Annotated in this window: 19 protein-coding genes; 1 reads left to right on the plus strand and 18 read right to left on the minus strand. The window is 37.2% G+C overall.

Annotation, left to right across the window (positions count from 1 at the left end):
- Positions 1 to 771, plus strand: a 771-nt coding sequence (locus tag ACIQYS_RS10790) for a transposase (RefSeq protein WP_402979026.1), incomplete at its 5' end; no start/stop codon positions are given.
- A 108-nt stretch (positions 772 to 879) separates the two neighbouring features.
- Here the strand turns inward: ACIQYS_RS10790 and ACIQYS_RS10795 are convergent.
- The 18 genes from ACIQYS_RS10795 to dapB form a co-directional block, all read right to left on the minus strand.
- On the minus strand, positions 880 to 1,164 hold the full coding sequence (locus ACIQYS_RS10795) for a YpoC family protein (RefSeq protein ID WP_402979443.1): 285 nt from the start codon (positions 1,162 to 1,164) through the stop codon (positions 880 to 882).
- The gene (gene nth / locus ACIQYS_RS10800; RefSeq protein WP_402979029.1) at positions 1,157 to 1,813 is read right to left on the minus strand and encodes an endonuclease III; all 657 of its coding nucleotides are present in this window, start codon (positions 1,811 to 1,813) and stop codon (positions 1,157 to 1,159) included. Before nth ends, ACIQYS_RS10795 begins: the two co-directional genes overlap by 8 nt.
- A gap of 11 nt (positions 1,814 to 1,824) precedes the next feature.
- Complete coding sequence (locus ACIQYS_RS10805) at positions 1,825 to 2,538, minus strand: DnaD domain-containing protein (protein ID WP_402979032.1); 714 nt, start codon at positions 2,536 to 2,538, stop codon at positions 1,825 to 1,827.
- 45 nt (positions 2,539 to 2,583) lie between these two features.
- A complete protein-coding gene (asnS, locus tag ACIQYS_RS10810) occupies positions 2,584 to 3,879 on the minus strand; it encodes an asparagine--tRNA ligase (RefSeq protein WP_402979035.1) in 1,296 nt (431 codons plus the stop codon).
- Between the two features lie 28 nt (positions 3,880 to 3,907).
- The gene (locus ACIQYS_RS10815; protein WP_402979038.1) at positions 3,908 to 4,396 is read right to left on the minus strand and encodes a cell wall elongation regulator TseB-like domain-containing protein; all 489 of its coding nucleotides are present in this window, start codon (positions 4,394 to 4,396) and stop codon (positions 3,908 to 3,910) included.
- Positions 4,397 to 4,399: 3 nt separating this feature from the next.
- Positions 4,400 to 4,570 (minus strand): YpmA family protein, encoded by a 171-nt coding sequence (locus ACIQYS_RS10820; protein WP_402979041.1) that lies wholly within the window; start codon positions 4,568 to 4,570, stop codon positions 4,400 to 4,402.
- A 22-nt stretch (positions 4,571 to 4,592) separates the two neighbouring features.
- Positions 4,593 to 7,352, minus strand: a complete 2,760-nt coding sequence (dinG, locus tag ACIQYS_RS10825) for an ATP-dependent DNA helicase DinG (protein ID WP_402979044.1) — start codon at positions 7,350 to 7,352, stop codon at positions 4,593 to 4,595.
- A 691-nt stretch (positions 7,353 to 8,043) separates the two neighbouring features.
- On the minus strand, positions 8,044 to 8,427 hold the full coding sequence (panD, locus tag ACIQYS_RS10830; protein WP_402979047.1) for an aspartate 1-decarboxylase: 384 nt from the start codon (positions 8,425 to 8,427) through the stop codon (positions 8,044 to 8,046).
- A gap of 3 nt (positions 8,428 to 8,430) precedes the next feature.
- On the minus strand, positions 8,431 to 9,276 hold the full coding sequence (gene panC, locus ACIQYS_RS10835) for a pantoate--beta-alanine ligase (RefSeq protein ID WP_402979050.1): 846 nt from the start codon (positions 9,274 to 9,276) through the stop codon (positions 8,431 to 8,433).
- On the minus strand, positions 9,251 to 10,111 hold the full coding sequence (panB, locus tag ACIQYS_RS10840; RefSeq protein WP_402979053.1) for a 3-methyl-2-oxobutanoate hydroxymethyltransferase: 861 nt from the start codon (positions 10,109 to 10,111) through the stop codon (positions 9,251 to 9,253). Before panB ends, panC begins: the two co-directional genes overlap by 26 nt.
- A 304-nt stretch (positions 10,112 to 10,415) precedes the next feature.
- A complete protein-coding gene (locus ACIQYS_RS10845) occupies positions 10,416 to 10,922 on the minus strand; it encodes a DNA topology modulation protein (RefSeq protein WP_402979056.1) in 507 nt (168 codons plus the stop codon).
- Between the two features lie 36 nt (positions 10,923 to 10,958).
- Entirely contained in the window at positions 10,959 to 11,510 is a 552-nt protein-coding gene (locus ACIQYS_RS10850; protein ID WP_402979059.1) for an ATP-binding protein, read from the minus strand.
- Between the two features lie 52 nt (positions 11,511 to 11,562).
- Entirely contained in the window at positions 11,563 to 12,399 is an 837-nt protein-coding gene (locus ACIQYS_RS10855) for a sugar nucleotide-binding protein (RefSeq protein WP_402979062.1), read from the minus strand.
- Between the two features lie 213 nt (positions 12,400 to 12,612).
- Complete coding sequence (locus ACIQYS_RS10860; RefSeq protein WP_402979065.1) at positions 12,613 to 13,599, minus strand: biotin--[acetyl-CoA-carboxylase] ligase; 987 nt, start codon at positions 13,597 to 13,599, stop codon at positions 12,613 to 12,615.
- 101 nt (positions 13,600 to 13,700) lie between these two features.
- Positions 13,701 to 14,882, minus strand: coding sequence for a CCA tRNA nucleotidyltransferase (locus ACIQYS_RS10865; protein ID WP_402979068.1), 1,182 nt, complete (start codon positions 14,880 to 14,882; stop codon positions 13,701 to 13,703).
- Between the two features lies 1 nt (position 14,883).
- Positions 14,884 to 16,014, minus strand: coding sequence for an N-acetyl-alpha-D-glucosaminyl L-malate synthase BshA (gene bshA, locus ACIQYS_RS10870; protein WP_402979071.1), 1,131 nt, complete (start codon positions 16,012 to 16,014; stop codon positions 14,884 to 14,886).
- 11 nt (positions 16,015 to 16,025) lie between these two features.
- The gene (gene mgsA, locus ACIQYS_RS10875) at positions 16,026 to 16,433 is read right to left on the minus strand and encodes a methylglyoxal synthase (protein ID WP_402979074.1); all 408 of its coding nucleotides are present in this window, start codon (positions 16,431 to 16,433) and stop codon (positions 16,026 to 16,028) included.
- A 15-nt stretch (positions 16,434 to 16,448) separates the two neighbouring features.
- Positions 16,449 to 17,225 carry a 4-hydroxy-tetrahydrodipicolinate reductase gene (gene dapB / locus ACIQYS_RS10880; RefSeq protein ID WP_402979078.1) on the minus strand — a complete coding sequence of 259 codons (777 nt, stop codon included), beginning with the start codon at positions 17,223 to 17,225 and terminating at the stop codon, positions 16,449 to 16,451.

Consider the following 17,225-nt stretch of genomic DNA (forward strand, 5'->3'; position numbering starts at 1 on the left):
ACAGACCAAGATTCGACATTTATGCGCATGAAAGACGACTATATGCAAAACGGGCAATTAAAAGCGGGCTATAACGTACAAGTGGCGACCGAAGGGCAATACACGTTGGCTTACGGTGTATTTGCCAATCCAACGGATACGAAAACACTCATTCCATTCCTAGATCAAATAGAAGAACAGTACTTTGAATTACCAGAACATATCGTTGCGGATGCGGGCTACGGCAGTGAACAAAATTACGATGATATCTTAACGAAGCGCAAACGCACACCACTCATTACGTACAACCATTATTTGAACGAACAAAAGAAGAAGTATAAAAACGATCCGTTCAAAACAAGTAACTGGGCATATGATGAGGAAAAGGACAGCTATACTTGCCCAAATGAAAAGCAGCTGACATTCCAATACAACGCCACACGTACCGATAAAACAGGATTCCAACGCCAATTCAAAATGTATGAATGTGAAGACTGTACAGGTTGTCCACTGCGAACGTTATGTACAAAGGCGCAAGAAGGTACGAACCGTAAACTCATGGTCAATAAGAAATGGGAACAACAAAAAGAATATGTACGAACACAGCTTTCAGAAGAAAAAACAGGTGCCATTTACCGTCAACGTAAGATAGACGTGGAACCAGTTTTTGGATTCTTGAAGGCTAATTTAGGTTTTACGCGATTTTCTGTTCGTGGTAAATCTAAGGTCGAACACGAAATCGGCCTCGCATTAATGGCCGTGAATATTCGAAAATATGCGGCAAGAGTATAAGCTCTTGTCCGTATAATCTTAAAATAAAATGAAAAAAGTGAAATCGCACGCGATTTCACTTTTTTCATTGATTGAGGCTACTTCTGTCCCAGCCTCTTTTCTATTTTATTAGGAATTTTCTCGCGCTCGCATACCTGCAAATTTCTTTTTCGTTTCTTTGAAAAGTTCGTCCAATTGCTTGAAGGCGGTATAATTATGTTTATTGTTTCGAATAAACGTAAATCGTTCTGAAAAGTTAATAGGAGTTAGATCCCCTGCTTTCCCTACCATATCTTCTAGTAGCTGAATTCCTTGCTCCATTAGCTCCACTCTAGTAATATCTTTTTCTTTAAAAAGCATCGCTAATTGTGGCCGCAAATCATCCCACTTCTCAAATTCGATAGTATTAAGCATTGACAATCTTTTTCATCCTTTTGGCACCTTCTCTACATACAGATAATAAAGGGCATTCAGGACAATTAGGGTTTTGTGCTTTACAGTGATAGCGACCAAAGAAAATAAGTTGGTGATGCGTTTTGGACCATAATTCGATTGGCGTTTTTTTCATAATTGTTTCTTCCACTTGAAGTACAGAATCTTTCCATCTGCATAGCCCTAATCGTTTCGTCACCCGTTCTACATGTGTATCCACTGCAATGGCGGGAATATCAAACGCAACAGATACGACGACATTGGCCGTTTTACGTCCGACACCTGGAAAAGTCGTAAGCAAGTCTCGATCTGCCGGTACTTCTCCATTGTATAAGTCGATCAGCTGTTGACTTAATGCTTGAATGTTTTTGGCTTTATTGCGATATAATCCAATCGAACGGATATCATTCTGTAATTCTTCTATGGGTACTGCTACGTAATCTTCGGGCTTTGTGTATTTTTGAAATAAGTCTTTTGTTACTTTGTTCACTAGTACATCGGTACACTGAGCAGACAGTAATGTTGCAACTAGTAACTCAAACGGATTTTTATGAACGAGTTCACAATGGGCATTTGGGAACATTCGCTCCATCTCATCTAGGCAATATTGCCATTGTACTTTTGAAAGCAAAACTCTTCCACCTACTCTCTCTCTTCTAACCAGTTATAAAAAGATACTTTAGCTGAACTTGGTGATGGTTGTTCCGCTTGTTTTTGAACTGGAATTTGCTGTCTAAATTGAGCTGTCTGATTTTCTGCTGCTTCTACGGTTTTAATATTTTTCTTTTTCCATTCAAATAAAATACGATCTATATAACGCAAGCTAAGTTTTTGCGATAACACTGCTTCTTTTAATGCTAGTCGAATTAACGCAGCGGAGTGTTTATCCTGATCAAACCACATACCAATTGTTTCGTATTCCATCGGTGATAATAGCCTTCCAAATTCTTGTTCAAACAGTTTATAAATTTCGCCTTCTTCTTCTTTTTCTTGTACGTCTTCAAAATGATTTTCTTCTTGTTCCACATGATCTAGTAAAAGCTCCCATAAATGATGGAAAGCATAGTACTCATAATGAACGCCATCCGCATCCATATGCTGATCAATTTGGACAAGCCCTTTTTGAACGAGGCGCTGTAAGATAGTGACTACTTTATGTTCATTGAAATGCGTACGATCTACCAAGTTTTGTGGCGTTGGAAAATGATTTCCCGCTTCTCCATAAGCGATTAAATGCAATAAAAGAATCGCTTCCTCATCTTTCACATTAATCGCTTTATAATGACTAAAAAAAAGCTGGGAAATGGTTACATTTCCCTGCTCAGTCCAAATACGGAGTCGATCTCGCTTTTGCATACTCATCGTCTCCTTATTTCTATATTCCAATGTATATATAACTTATTACGGATATAAACGGTTTAACAGACGTGGGAATGGAATCGTTTCACGGATATGTTCTACTCCACTTAGCCAAGCAACTGTTCGTTCTAATCCAAGGCCAAAACCAGAATGCGGTACTGAACCTTGCTTGCGAAGCTCTAAATACCAAGCATAGGCAGCTTCATCTAAACCATGTTCTTGTATACGTTGTTTTAGAAGATCATAGTCCCAAATACGCTCGGAACCACCGATAATTTCACCATATCCTTCTGGTGCGATTAAATCGGCACATAATACAACATCATCTCGTGTTGGATGTGGTTGCATATAGAATGGTTTAATGCCTACTGGATAATGCGTGATGAATACTGGTTTATCAAAACTTTCAGCAATAGCTGTTTCATGCGGAGCACCGAAATCATCTCCCCACTCGATATCATCAAATCCTTTTTCATGTAATAACTTGATGGCATCATCATAAGTAATACGAGGGAACGGCGCTTGAATATTTTCCAATTTCGATAAATCGCGACCAAGACGTTCTAACTCTAATGTACAGTTTTTCAAAACAGCTTGGGCGATAAATGCTACATATTGTTCTTGTATTTCTAAGTTTTCTTCCAGTTCACAAAAAGCCATTTCCTGTTCAATCATCCAGAACTCGATTAAATGACGACGTGTTTTGGATTTTTCTGCACGGAAAGTTGGTCCGAAAGAAAATACTTTTCCAAGTGCCATTGCTGAAGCTTCTAAATATAATTGGCCAGATTGAGAAAGATATGCATCTTCGTCAAAATATTTCGTATGGAATAATTCAGACGTTCCTTCTGGTGATGACCCTGTTAAAATAGGTGGATCCGCTTTGACGTAACCATTATTATTAAAAAACTCATACGTTGCACGAATTATTTCGTTGCGGATTTTCATCACTGCATGTTGTTTTCTTGAACGTAACCATAAATGACGGTTGTCCATTAAAAATTCAGTTCCATGTTCTTTTGGTGTAATTGGGAAATCAACAGCAGCTTGGATAACTTCAATTTCTTTTACTTGTAATTCATATCCAAATGCAGATCTTTCATCTTTTGTTACTTCCCCAATTACATACATAGAAGTTTCTTGTGTTAACCCTTTAGCTGTTTGGAAAATTTCTTCTCCAACTTCTTCTTTTACTACTACACCTTGTACGAAACCAGAACCATCACGTAATTGTAAAAATGCGATTTTACCACTTGAACGTTTGTTTGCAAGCCACGCACCAAGTTTTACAGTTTCGCCTACATGGTTTGCCATTTCATTAATCATTATTTTTTTCATAGTTTCCTCCATAAGAACAAAAGTTTAGTTATAAATTCGAAATTTTCTTCCACCAATCCCCGTTATCAAATAAAAGATAGACATAATTGAGATTGTTTTTTTCGTTTACATAGGTTACTTCCCAAACAGGACCAACTTCTTCAACGCCGAGCTTTGCATGCAATAATTTACCATTCTTTTCATTACTCATTGCAAGTTCAATTGCCTTCTCTTTCGAAATGCCGTCTTTTAAGTTCACTTCCATAATGGCGTCATCGTTTTTTTTCACTGGGACGAAAAATGCTTTTTCTTGTCCCTTTGCTGTTTTGCCGATAACGGTATGAAAAGTACTCGTACTATTATATACATAAGAGTCGTCTACTTGAGCGAGTAAATGGTTTTGCGTTACATAGATTTCCGCGTTTTCATTCGCTTCTGTAAATGGTTTTTTTGCTTGGAAATAAATAAGTAAACTAAGAATCACTGTTAAGCTAATTGCAAAAATAACGATAAACAGGAGCCATCTTTTAAGTACCATACGTTACGTCCTATAAATTGTAAAGACAGCTTTTTCTTGATCATCTTTATCCAGTGCTAAGCCAAACATCAAATCTTGCTGTTTTAATGTTCGATTCAATGCATCCACTAGTTTATATAAGTCAGATTGATAATTGACTGTGACAGTGGATAACACTTCTATTTTGTTTTCCATATTTCTACCCGCTTTCTAAAACTCATCCTTCATTAGTATACCAATTTTCAAGCTCCAAGACCATATTTTCTAGGGTCACTTTCTTAATAGGAATATTAGGAATTGCCTGTAAAAAATCACTCCCATAAGATTTTGTTTCAATTCGTCTATCCAATACGATAAAAACTCCTTTATCATTCGATGATCGTATTAAACGACCGAACCCTTGTCTAAATCGCAATACAGCTTCTGGAAGGGAATACGCGGTAAACGGATTTTGACCGTTTACACTCAATAATTCTGCTCGTTTTTTATACAAAGGATCATCTGGAGAAGAAAACGGCAAACGTACCATAATAATAACAGACAGTGCATCCCCTGGTACGTCTACACCTTCCCAAAAGCTATTTGTCCCAAATAGAACAGATTTTGAAAAGCGTTGAAATGATTTCAAAATACGCATTCTGCTACCCGAGGTCATTCCTTGAGCAAATAACATATAGTCTTCGAGTAAATTCGTGTCTTGTATGATTTCTACTGTTTTTCTTAGCATATCTTGCGATGTAAATAAAACGAAGCATCTACCTTCTGTTACGAGAACGGTTTGAACTATTGCTTCTGCTACAGCTTCAATATAATCACTTTGAGATACTTGTTTAATATCTGGCATATCCTCCATGATTAATAGCTCCGCTCCATTATAATAATCGGAAGCTGCTCTATATTGGTGAATCGGGACATTCGTGCTTAACCCTAATTGAGACGTGATAAAATGACGGTTAGAAGGCACTGTGAGCGTACCAGAAGTCCAGATTACTGCTCCAGATTCCCTCAATGGATCTAACGCCTCTTTAATATCTTTTTGATAGTTAAGCGATCGTTTAATAATGGTTAAACTTCCCGGAATACTTCTCGTATCCATTTCTAGCCATTTAGCCTCCACTGCCTCATCCTGCAAGAAAATTTCATCCCATTCACTTACTTTAATCTCAAGTTCTCTAATCCAATATTCCCATTCGTTCAATAATACATTAGCTTGATCGTCTAGCTTACTGTTACCATAAGCGGTGATAATAGATTTGGCAGATAAAATAAATGTTTGCAGCGAACTAGCAACTATAAGGAAAATGGAAGCTTGCAAATCTAAATCTTCTAATGCTGACATTCTTTTCGTCGTTTTGGAATGCCCTTTTATAGTAGGTACCGATCGAATAATAATAGAAATAGCTTGGTCAAATGACTCGACAACTTCTACGAATTGTTTTTCCAATCGAATTCGTAGCGCTAACGGAATATGTAGCAATGCAAGGTTACCGAGCAAGTGATCCGTATCTAGTGTACCAAATTGGCCTAGGACATACTTCCAGGTCGTATAAGAGAATATGCGTTCTTTACGAGACATACTTGCATGAATGACTTGATGTGCCTCGTCTATAATCATTGCACAACCATGTGATAATAATTTTTTATCCCGGTCGCGTTCTGCCATAATCATCGCATGATTCGTCACTAAAATATCGCATTTTTCGCTTTTGCGCAGCGCTCTTTCATAAAAATCTATTTCCCGCTCTTCCACAGCTTTTGAAAATGATGTTTTTCTAATTTTATCTACGAATAATTGCCCGCCACCAGAAACATTTAACTCTGTCAAATCCCCTTCATCAGTTATTGTGAGCCAAACTAATATTTGCATAATCGTAAATGTTTCGTCGTACGATTCATCGTCTAACTGTACATGCTGCCAAAAACGATACAAATCAATATAATGTTGCATTCCTTTTAGTTTGGCAACACGTATAGGAATGCTTAGAATAGTTGTTAGTTTCGGTATTTCTTCTAATACTAATTGATCGATTAAATGGGTTGTATATGTACTAATAATGACCGGTTTTTGTTGAGTAAGCCCGTAAATCGTGGCAGGTAATAAATAGCCTAATGTTTTACCAATTCCAGTCTCTGCTTCACAAACCGTTTCGGACCGTTTTTCTAAAGCGTATTGAATTTCGTCCATAAACGCAAACTGCCCTTGTCTTTCTTCAAAATGGGGAAGTCCTTTTAGAAAAAGAGTCGTTTTTAATTCTTTTGTATTTGGATAAGAAATTGAAAAAATGTGACTTGCAGCATGCTCTTTTTCCACTTCTTTTAATGGAATTCCCCGGTACATAGGATACTTAGCTGCATCATATTGTTTTCTTTTTTCCGCTAATACATCAAAAAATAATATCGATAAATTCGATTTTAATTGAAAGGATCTTTTATGTAATAACTCAATAGTTTTTAAAGGTAAACTTTCTAATCGTTCAATGCATTTTAATAATAAGTATCCAGTAGCTAACGCATCATCGTCTGCACGATGGGCTACCTCTAGTGGGATATGTAATTCGGTTGCAATATCTTGTAATTTATAACTAAACAGATTCGGGAACATAAGCTTTGTAAATTCTACCGTATCCATTGTTTTACATACAAGTTTTGGCAAGCCGACTCGTTGCAATTCTTTTTGCAAAAATGGAAGATCGAAGTGAATATTATGTGCAACAAAAATATGGTCTTGCAGTAGGTCTAACACTTTCGATCCTATTACTTCGAACAATGGTGCATGCTGTACATCTTTGTCCGTAATTTTCGTTAAATCTTGAATAAAGAAAGGGATTGATTTTTCGGGATTGATAAAGGTTGTAAATGTATCCACTATTTTACTATTTTCAATAAATACAATTGCAAGTTGAATAATACGGTCACCACTCGCCGATGAATGGCCTGTTGTTTCAATATCAACAACTGCATATTTATGATTTTCCATTATTCCTCAACTCGCTATCCATAATGTTCTAAAAAAATTGTACCACATTCGGGAATTAGAAACGAAAAATATGCAAAAAGAAAAGTTGCATATTCTAGAATATTTCTTTATAGGGATTGACTTAAGTTTATGTACGTTATAGGAATACTGCTTCCTAATGAAGTTTCCGTTAGGATTTCCACTGCAGGGCGGACGCGTCCGCCCGCGGAGTACCCCCCTTCCGCTCCAATCCATAAAACTTGCTAGCTAATCAGCGGCACTGTTTTAAGTTCAATCATATGTAGTAATTCCTGAAAGTGAAATTCAATAAACAGTTGAATGGACTAAATACGCTGTAGTATTTCGATGCATTGGTATCCAGTAAATGGGTAAGAGCAATCAATCAGTTATGGAAAGCAATCAGTTCTATTCGAAAAGCAACTAAATTAGCAATAGAGCAACCAAATTGCCGGTGAAAGCAACCAACTCATAAAATTTGGGTAGGTTTTATAAATATTGCGTAGTGGATTTGATAAATTTAAATCTCTGAAAACTGCAGACACCAAATTAGTGAGAAATTTCCATTGATTAGAGCACAAGGCGGAAAAATAAACAAGAAACTTCCCTTGCAAAAACAAAAGAGCTCCCGAAATTGCGTCTTCGGGAGCTTACATAATAAATAGAAGAGTATCTATTCTTTTATTTTCCTATATTACAAAACAGTAGCTTCTGGTTCATAATGAATTATTTGATTAATTGTGTTATCTGCATTCATAATTGCTACAGTTGGTTGATGTCCTGCGGCTTCTTCGTTCATCACATATGCATACGATAAAATAATGACAATATCTCCGCGTTGTACAAGACGAGCGGCTGCTCCGTTTACACAGATTACCCCGCTGCCTCTTTCTCCAGCAATAATATACGTTTCAAAACGTGCTCCGTTATTATTGTTCACAATATGCACTTTTTCATTTGGCAGCATGCCTACCGCATCTAAAATATTTTGGTCAATCGTAATACTTCCAACATAATTTAGATCCGCTTCCATTACGGTCGCACGGTGAATTTTACTATTTAACATCATTCGTAACATCACTTACACTCCCTTTACATCTACAAGAATATTATCGATTAAACGTGCTTTTTCAAAAAATACGGCTGTTGCAAATAAAAGCTGGCTCGCATGCTCGGAAACTGGTTGCAATAGCGGGTATGTTACGACTTCAAAATAATCTATTTTACCAGCTGTATGTTCTTCAATATGTGCTTTACCTACTGCGATGGCTTCATCCACATTTTTCGTTTGCTTCCATTGCTCTGTTGCTAGTGTAAGAGCTTTGTGTAAATGAATAGCCTCTGCTCTTTCCGATTCACTTAAAAACACATTACGAGAACTTTTTGCAAGGCCGTCTGCTTCACGAACTGTTTGGACACGAACAATTTGTACCGGGAAATTATAAGCATGTACAAATGTTTCAATAATGGCTAATTGCTGTGCATCTTTTTGACCAAAATACGCATTTGTTGGTTGTACAAGGTTAAATAATTTTGTGATAACTTTTAATACACCATCGAAATGCCCTGGTCTACTTTCTCCACATAGTTTGGTAGAAAGATTTCCTACTTGTATCGTAATCCCACTTTCAAATGGATACATTTCTTCTGGCGTAGGATTAAATATAAGATCCACACCAGCTTCTGTAGCAATTTTCAAATCGCGCTCGATGTCTCGTGGATATCGATCTAAATCTTCATTTGGTCCAAATTGTGCAGGATTGACGAAAATGCTCGCAACGACGAAGTCATTTTCTTTTCTTGCTCTATTTAACAATGCTTGATGGCCTTCATGTAAATATCCCATCGTTGGGACAAGACCGATTGTTTTATTTTTATTTGCTTTGAGTATATGTTTTAGCTCATCTATTGTTTGAACTGTTTGCATGAGTAGTGCCTCCGTACAATTGGTTTAGTTGCTCTTCTTTCATTGTAAATGAATGCTCTAAGGCTGGAAAAACTCCACTTTTGACTTCTTCCACATATTGCCTGATACCTGCTGCAATAGGCTCGCCAACATTGGCATATTCCTTTACAAATTTCGGAATATGATGCGTGCCGTATTTCACTAAATCGTGGAATACTAATACTTGACCGTCAGCTGTAGCCCCTGCTCCGATACCAATTGTCGGAATAATTAGAACTTCTGAAATTTTTTCGGTTAATTGATGCGGAATACATTCCAATACGACTGCACAAGCTCCTGCTAGTTCACATTTTTTCGCATCTTCGATTAATTTCTCTGCTGCTTCTGCGGTCTTTCCTTGTACTTTATATCCTCCAAGCACACCTGCAGACTGTGGTGTTAAGCCTAGATGCGCCACAACCGGGATTCCTGCTGATGTCAACTTCTCAATAACTAGCAGAACATCATCTGCACCTTCGACTTTTACTGCTTGAGCACCAGTTTGTTGCATAATTTTCACGGCATTTGCAAGTGACTGATCTAGTGATCCGTGATACGTACCAAATGGCATATCCACGACTAGAAATGTATTCGGTGCGCCTCTTCTTGTTGCTTTTCCGTGATGAATCATATCATCCATCGTAACAAGTACAGTAGAATCATATCCTAGCACAACCATTCCAACAGAATCTCCTACTAAAATCATGTCGATTCCCGCTTCTTCCGCAAATTTGGCAGTCGGGTGGTCATACGCTGTCATCATCGTAATCTTCTCTTCTTTTTTCTTCATTTCTACAAAATTACTCGTCGTTTTCAATTAAATTCCTCCTCTTTTAAGTGGAGAGAAAACCAACTAAAAAGCCCTCTGTTCCAAAAGTGGACAGAAGGGCAGAAAATGTAAAATCAAAGGTTTTCTCCGTCCCTGTCATCGTAGATCAAGGCAGACTATTCAATTACTTGTGCTATTTACTACTGGTGCAGTTCGCCAAACGATACTGCCCTTCGCTTACAGAATAACAGAAATTTGCTTTGGCGTCCAAATGATTTTACTTAACGGGTTGAACTTTTATACCCCAACGACACCTACCTCATGGATGCTTGTACTGTTTGTCCAATGAACATTAGCCTTCTTTTTCTAAAAAAAGACGTACTTCTCTTGGAGATTTTAAAACAATGATTTTCTTATTTTTAGGCAATTGCTCAAGCTTCTTTAAAACAATAGGTTTCTTTGTTTTCGGATAATCCCAAACCCATTTCAGAAAGCTAATATCTAACCTTTCTTTCATACCTACAGCCATATCTGGTCTTGATTTACCTTGGTAACGAACCATTCGTTTAAAAACACGATAGATGCATATTATTCGACTAATATCTACAAAAATAATAGTGTCTGCAGCATTTAATCTTATATCCAATGTACCGTTATAATTTCCATCAATAATCCATTCTTCTTGTGTAACTAATTCATTCTGCACTTTTCTTTGTTCCTCTTTTGATGTCATCACCCAATTTGGTTTCCAAAACAATGCATCCAAATGATAAACCTCTATGTTCAACTTTTCCCCTAGTTTTCTAGCAAGAGTGGACTTTCCAGACCCTCCTGAACCAATTAAAGCTATCTTTTTCATAATCCACCTCTTTGTAAATATCCCTTGCCTTCTATACTAAACAATTTGAACAATTTTTTGAATAATAGACTGAATCTCATCTGGTCTTTTGATGACAAATAAATGCTCTGCCTCGCCTTCTCTTGGTTCAATCACATCGCTATTATTTGTCTCTTCTTGCTGTCGTGACAACACTTCTTCAAAAGTTGAAGCAGTTCTTAATATCGCTGTACTACGCTGACTTTTCACAATCCGCTCATTAAGCACTGATTCTGGAAGATCAAAATACACTAGGATGGATGTGAATCCATTGTTCCGAAAATGATCAAGCAGTTTCAAACGAGCTTTGAGATTGCGATTTGCATTGCAAAGAATGAGATGGCAACTAGTATCATTCACTGCATAATTTACAATGGTTTGCGTGAGAGCGTACTTTATTATATTGCTTCCTTCTTTTGGTAGTAATGATTCGTAGTATGTATGAAGGAATTCAGCATGTATATCTTGATCGATCACCACTGAGTTAGGTAACTCTTTTTCTAAAGCTTTTGCAAATGTAGTTTTTCCACTATGGGTTAAACCGACAGTCATAATTATGAGCCTATTCATGACAATCGCTCCATTCTCAAAGATTATTTAATATTCTTCTAAATCATTGCTCTTATTTCACAACAGCACGGAAATGAGTTTTAAGTAAATCTTTCGCTTTTTTTGTATTAAGAGAAGTATCCAATGGTAAATGTCGTGCGTGCCCTTCTTCAATTAAATACGGATGTACAGCACTTCGATCATACCCAAGTTGCGTCAATCGCTTTTGATAAAAGGAATAATAGCTTTCTTTTTGCATAGGTCCCACATGTAACATGCCAGTAAATTCTTTCATTGCCACTTCAAGTACCGCATTTGATAAATCAACAACGTGCACAAAGGTTTTATATAAATTGGAAGCAGCTTTTGTTGGTTGACCTTCTTTGATTTGTTTGAGAATCCTTTTAGTTCGCTGTTCAATGTTTTGATTGAAGTTCTCACCATAAAGTGGGCCTGTCCGGAGTATGACATGATTTATATGGCAACTTCTAATTATATTTTCAGCCTTCATTTTAGCATTAACATAAGTTGACAAAGGTGCATCACTAGGAAGTGAGCCTGTCTTGTCTGATTCTACAAAGCCCCCAGTACCATCTACAAATAGGGCATCCGTTGATAGGAAAATAAGCCTGGTTTCCTTTTGGATAATTGTCAATAAATTTGTAAGACCTAAATCTGTAAGCAAGTTCTCTTTTTCCCCATCCATAATAGACCAAATTATTATTTCAGGCTCAAGTTGCGAGATAACATTTTCTATTGATAGTTTATCTGTTACATCTACTTGAATAATATTTACATTTTCATTTGGATAACGCGAGGTACCGTATACTACCACATTTTCTTTTCTTGAAGCCAAATCAAATAGAGTTGAACCTAAGTAGCCGGTTGCTCCTAATATGAGGATTTTCACTTTTTATCTACTCCTAAGTCTCTAGTTAATAGTCACAGTTTCTTATTTCGAGAATGACATCAATGATTCCTCTTTATTGTTTGTTTTATTCAATTCTTTATAATGTTCCGTAATTTTAGCGAATTTTAATAGGACTCGCAATATAGATGCAGCAGATCACTCCACAAAATACAAAAAAGCTCCCGAAATCATATTCTCGGGAGCTTGGATTATTTATTTATTCATCAAATGGATATCCGCCGAATAAATACCTCGGATTTCGCCATTATCCAGTTTAAGCTCTAGCACGCCATCATTCGTAATACCCAGTGCGACACCTTCTAATGTTTCGCGTAGCATGTTTGCACGAATGCGTTTTCCAATCGTACAATTATAACTTTCCCAAAGTAATTTAATCGGTTCAAAGCCATTTTCAACATATATATCTGCGTATTTTTCTAGATAGTATAATATTTTTGCTACGAGTTCTGCACGGTCTACTTCTTGTCCGGATTCCATTTTCAACGAAGTGGCAATCGATTGAATCGACTCATCAAATTCATCTACATCTTGATTGACGTTTACACCAATGCCGATAATAATCGCTTGTACACGGTCCATATCTGCTTGAAGTTCGGTCAAAATGCCTGTTACTTTTTTGCCATTGATTAATAAATCATTTGGCCATTTGATTGCTGGCGAACAATTGGTCAAATCTTCAATTGCACGTGTAATCGCAACTGCAGAAACGAGTGTAAATTGTGCCGCATACTGAGGACTTATTTCTGGGCGAATGATGACGCTCATCCAAATTCCTTTATTTGCCGAAGAATCCCACGGTCGTTCCAGCCTTCCACGACCAGCTGTTTGCTGTTCTGTAATGACGACCGTTCCATGAGATGCATGTTCACTTGCTTTTTCGGTTGCAATCGTTTGCGTCGATTCACAAACCGGATAATAGACTATATTTCTTCCAATAGACTTCGTTTCTAAATAAGATGTAATTCGTTCTTGTGACACAATATCCGGAATGGATTGCAAAATATAGCCTTTTTTCTTAATTGCCTCAATAACATACCCGTCTTCTTCTATGCTTTTTAAGTGTTTCCAAATCATTGTTCGTGAAATATTCAATTCATCGGCCAATTTTTGACCTGAAATTGGTTCACCATTTGCACTAATAAGTTGGGAAAGTATCTTTTCTTTTACTGACATATTCACGAAAAAACCATTCCTTTATCTAATTGTATTTTTCAAATTCTCCATACTTTTACAAATTAGCTTATCTATTACTCCCCTAATCACATCCGTAATTAAGGGTATTAATTTTGCTGGCGAAAAAACCATTCTTTTATCTGTTTTCTATCATTGGTCAATTCACCATTTACAATAGAGATGATTAATTTTTCAAGAACTTCTCTAATCCATGGGCCTCTTTTTTTCTGTGTCCACTCCATTAAATCATTGCCGTTTACGACTATTTCTTTGACGGATGAAATAGGAAGTGCAGCTTTTATCTGCTGTATTTGTTCAACTGTATATGCTACTTCCATGTTCATCAGTTGTTTTGCATAACTTGCGGCTGCTATTAACACATCCTCGTTAAATTGAAAAAAGTTATAAGGACTCCAATACCCTTTTTCTAGCTGCTCCACTGCAGCTAAAACATGTTTCACATGTGCTTTTTCGGCGTTCGAACATTTATAAAGGGAAAGGTAAGTCCCTAGTTCACTAGGCGGTTGCATAAGTGCAAAATATGCCCATCCGTTTGCTGCATTTCCGAAGCTAGAAAAACGTTCCCAACTATGGTAATACGTTTTCCAATCACCTCGAAAACTGTCTGATAACTGACTGGAAACAAATAAATTCATGCCATTTCCCACAAAATCACTTATCCAAATTTTCTCCAACTCTACTTTAACTCGTTCTAAGGAAACATGAGCAATCAAAGGATGAAGCGATTGAATGGCTTCCATTGTATCCGAGTGCAGAGAATAGTTCAGCTGTGCGGAAAATCGAATAGCTCGAAGCATACGAAGTGCATCCTCAGAAAAACGTTTAGTTGGATCCCCAACGGCTCTTATAATGTTATTTTCGATGTCTTCCCTGCCACCAAAATAATCGATGAGCTCATCCGACTTAGATAATGCCATTGCATTCATCGTGAAATCTCGTCTTTGTAAATCTTCGTGAAGTGTTCGAACAAATGTAACAGCGTCCGGTCTTCTATAATCGGTGTATGTGGCTTCAGTACGAAATGTCGTCACTTCAATCGACTCTTTTAATACAACAAGCACGGTACCATGTTCGATTCCTACGTCAATTGTGTGAGGAAATAACTGTTTGACCTCATTCGGTGTGGCATTCGTTGTCACATCTATATCATTTGCATCCACATTCCTTATGAAATCACGGACTGCACCTCCGACAACATATGCTTCAAAACCAGCATTTTCAAGTGTTTCGATTACTTTATAAGCTTCTGGCCACCGAGTTTTCATCATTTTATTTCTTCGCCACTCTTTCGTACATCGCTTCGTACTGTTCTACAATTTTTTTCGAACTAAATCGTTCTTCAATGAACTTTAATGAAGTTTCGACCATTTGTTTATGTAAAGTGGGATCTTGTAATAATTGAATCCCGTATTCCCCTACTTTTTCAATATCTCCAAGCTCTACTAAATAGCCATTTTCTCCGTGCATGATCACTTCAGGAATACCACCAACATTTGTACCTATACATGGTACTTCACAAGCCATTGCTTCTAATAATACTAAACCGAACGATTCTTTTTGTGAAAGTAGAAGCATTAAATCGGAAATGGAATATAGCTCGGACAAATTTTCTTGTTTCCCAAGAAATAAAACATCTCGTTCAAAAGACGTTCCTTTAACATATTCCATTACTGGATGTTTTTCAGGACCATCTCCAACTAAAAGAAGCTTTGCGGGTACCTCTTTACGGATTAGTTCAAAACTTTTCACTATATCAGGAACACGCTTCACTTTCCTAAAATTAGAAACATGAATTACTACTTTTTCATTTGGCGCAATCCCTAATAATTCTTTCAAATTACCTGCATCTTTTTTGTAATATTCTTGTTCATCTACAAAGTTGTAAATTGTTTCTATTTCTTGTTGTGGCGCTATTAATTCCATTGTTTGATTTACCAATGAATGCGAAACGGCTGTAACAACATCGGATTGTTCAATACCATATCGGATTGCTCCGGAAAGAGAAGAATCATCCCCTAATACGGTAATATCTGTTCCGTGCAATGTCGTCACAATGCCAATATCCGATTTTGCCATATCTTTCGCTAGAATTGCACACACTGCATGTGGCATTGCATAATGCACATGCAGTACGTCTAATTCTTCGTCTATAATCACTTCTGCCATTTTATTTGCTAAAGCAATATCATACGGCGCATATTGAAAAACAGAATAACTATTTACTTCCACTTGATGAAATGTAATGGATGGATACATTTTGTTTAATCGAAATGGCATACTGGAAGTGATGAAATGTATTTCATGTCCTTTTTCAGCAAGCATTTTACCAAGTTCCGTGGCAATTACACCCGATCCACCAACAGATGGATAGCATGTAATCCCAATTTTTAATTTACGCATACAATCACTTCCTAACGAGCGCGTCTTTCTTCCAATAAACGCCAATCTAAAAATCCTTTTTCAATACCTTTTAATAAAATCTCTGCTGTTCCCATATTCGTTGCAAGTGGGATTTGGTATACATCGCAAAGACGAATGAGTGCAGACACATCCGGTTCATGAGGTTGTGCTGTTAATGGATCGCGGAAAAAGATAACCATGTCCATTTCATTATTTGCGATTGCCGACCCAATTTGTTGGTCCCCGCCTAGTGGACCTGATTTATATCTAAATACCGATAGTCCAACCTCATTTATAATGCGCGTGCCCGTCGTACCTGTCGCAAATAATTCATGTTCGCCTAAAATTGATTTATAGGCAGTTACAAATTGGACTAAATCTTCTTTTTTCTTGTCATGTGCTACTAATGCAATTCTCATGCTGTCACGTCACTCCTATAAAATAATTTCTTCTAAGCCGTATATAAGTGTATTTCGTTTCATTATTTCTTGAATCGACAAAACGATACCAGACATGAACGAAGTACGATTAAACGAGTCGTGGCGAAGTGTGAGGAGTTGTCCCTCCCCACCCAGTAATACTTGTTGATGCGCTACTAAACCTGGCAAACGGACGCTATGAATATGCATTCCTTCAATATTGGCTCCTCTTGCACCAGCAAATATTTCTTCTTCCTCTGGATGTCCTTGTTCAAATGGATTCCTAGTATCTTGGATCATTTGCGCGGTTTTAATCGCCGTTCCTGACGGAGCATCAACTTTTCGATCATGGTGCATTTCAATTATTTCAACATCTGGCAAATATTTTGCTGCCGTTTGCGCAAATTTCATCATAAGAACTGCTCCGATCGAGAAATTCGGAGCGATAATACAACCAACCTGTTTTTCTTCTACTTTGCTACGTATCTCGTCTAATTGTAAATCAGTAAAGCCTGTAGTACCAATAACTGGCCTTACACCATATTCTAAAGCTGTCATAGCATGCCCAAAAACCGCTGTAGGTATAGTTAAATCCACTAAAACATCCGGCTCGGTTTGTTCAATCAGTTCCTCTAGTGACGTGAAAATTGGAATATTATCACCTGAATACTCTTCCTCTTTTTTATTATCTAGCAATCCTACTAAAAGAAATTCCTCATTCTTAACGATTGTTGCAACCGCTTCTTTCCCCATTCTACCTCTTGGTCCTGCTATCACTACTTTAATAACCAA

Source organism: Psychrobacillus sp. NPDC096426 (genome assembly GCF_044762745.1).
Lineage (GTDB): Bacteria > Bacillota > Bacilli > Bacillales_A > Planococcaceae > Psychrobacillus.

What these genes read in the sequence shown, in the direction of transcription:
- ACIQYS_RS10850 (WP_402979059.1), bottom strand. Translation starts at nt 11,510, where the DNA reads ATGAATAGGCTCATAATTATGACTGTCGGTTTAACCCATAGTGGAAAA.
- asnS (WP_402979035.1), bottom strand. Translation starts at nt 3,879, where the DNA reads ATGAAAAAAATAATGATTAATGAAATGGCAAACCATGTAGGCGAAACT.
- panD (WP_402979047.1), bottom strand. Translation starts at nt 8,427, where the DNA reads ATGTTACGAATGATGTTAAATAGTAAAATTCACCGTGCGACCGTAATG.
- bshA (WP_402979071.1), bottom strand. Translation starts at nt 16,014, where the DNA reads ATGCGTAAATTAAAAATTGGGATTACATGCTATCCATCTGTTGGTGGA.
- mgsA (WP_402979074.1), bottom strand. Translation starts at nt 16,433, where the DNA reads ATGAGAATTGCATTAGTAGCACATGACAAGAAAAAAGAAGATTTAGTC.
- ACIQYS_RS10845 (WP_402979056.1), bottom strand. Translation starts at nt 10,922, where the DNA reads ATGAAAAAGATAGCTTTAATTGGTTCAGGAGGGTCTGGAAAGTCCACT.
- ACIQYS_RS10795 (WP_402979443.1), bottom strand. Translation starts at nt 1,164, where the DNA reads ATGCTTAATACTATCGAATTTGAGAAGTGGGATGATTTGCGGCCACAA.
- ACIQYS_RS10815 (WP_402979038.1), bottom strand. Translation starts at nt 4,396, where the DNA reads ATGGTACTTAAAAGATGGCTCCTGTTTATCGTTATTTTTGCAATTAGC.
- panC (WP_402979050.1), bottom strand. Translation starts at nt 9,276, where the DNA reads ATGCAAACAGTTCAAACAATAGATGAGCTAAAACATATACTCAAAGCA.
- ACIQYS_RS10820 (WP_402979041.1), bottom strand. Translation starts at nt 4,570, where the DNA reads ATGGAAAACAAAATAGAAGTGTTATCCACTGTCACAGTCAATTATCAA.
- dinG (WP_402979044.1), bottom strand. Translation starts at nt 7,352, where the DNA reads ATGGAAAATCATAAATATGCAGTTGTTGATATTGAAACAACAGGCCAT.
- ACIQYS_RS10805 (WP_402979032.1), bottom strand. Translation starts at nt 2,538, where the DNA reads ATGCAAAAGCGAGATCGACTCCGTATTTGGACTGAGCAGGGAAATGTA.
- ACIQYS_RS10865 (WP_402979068.1), bottom strand. Translation starts at nt 14,882, where the DNA reads ATGATGAAAACTCGGTGGCCAGAAGCTTATAAAGTAATCGAAACACTT.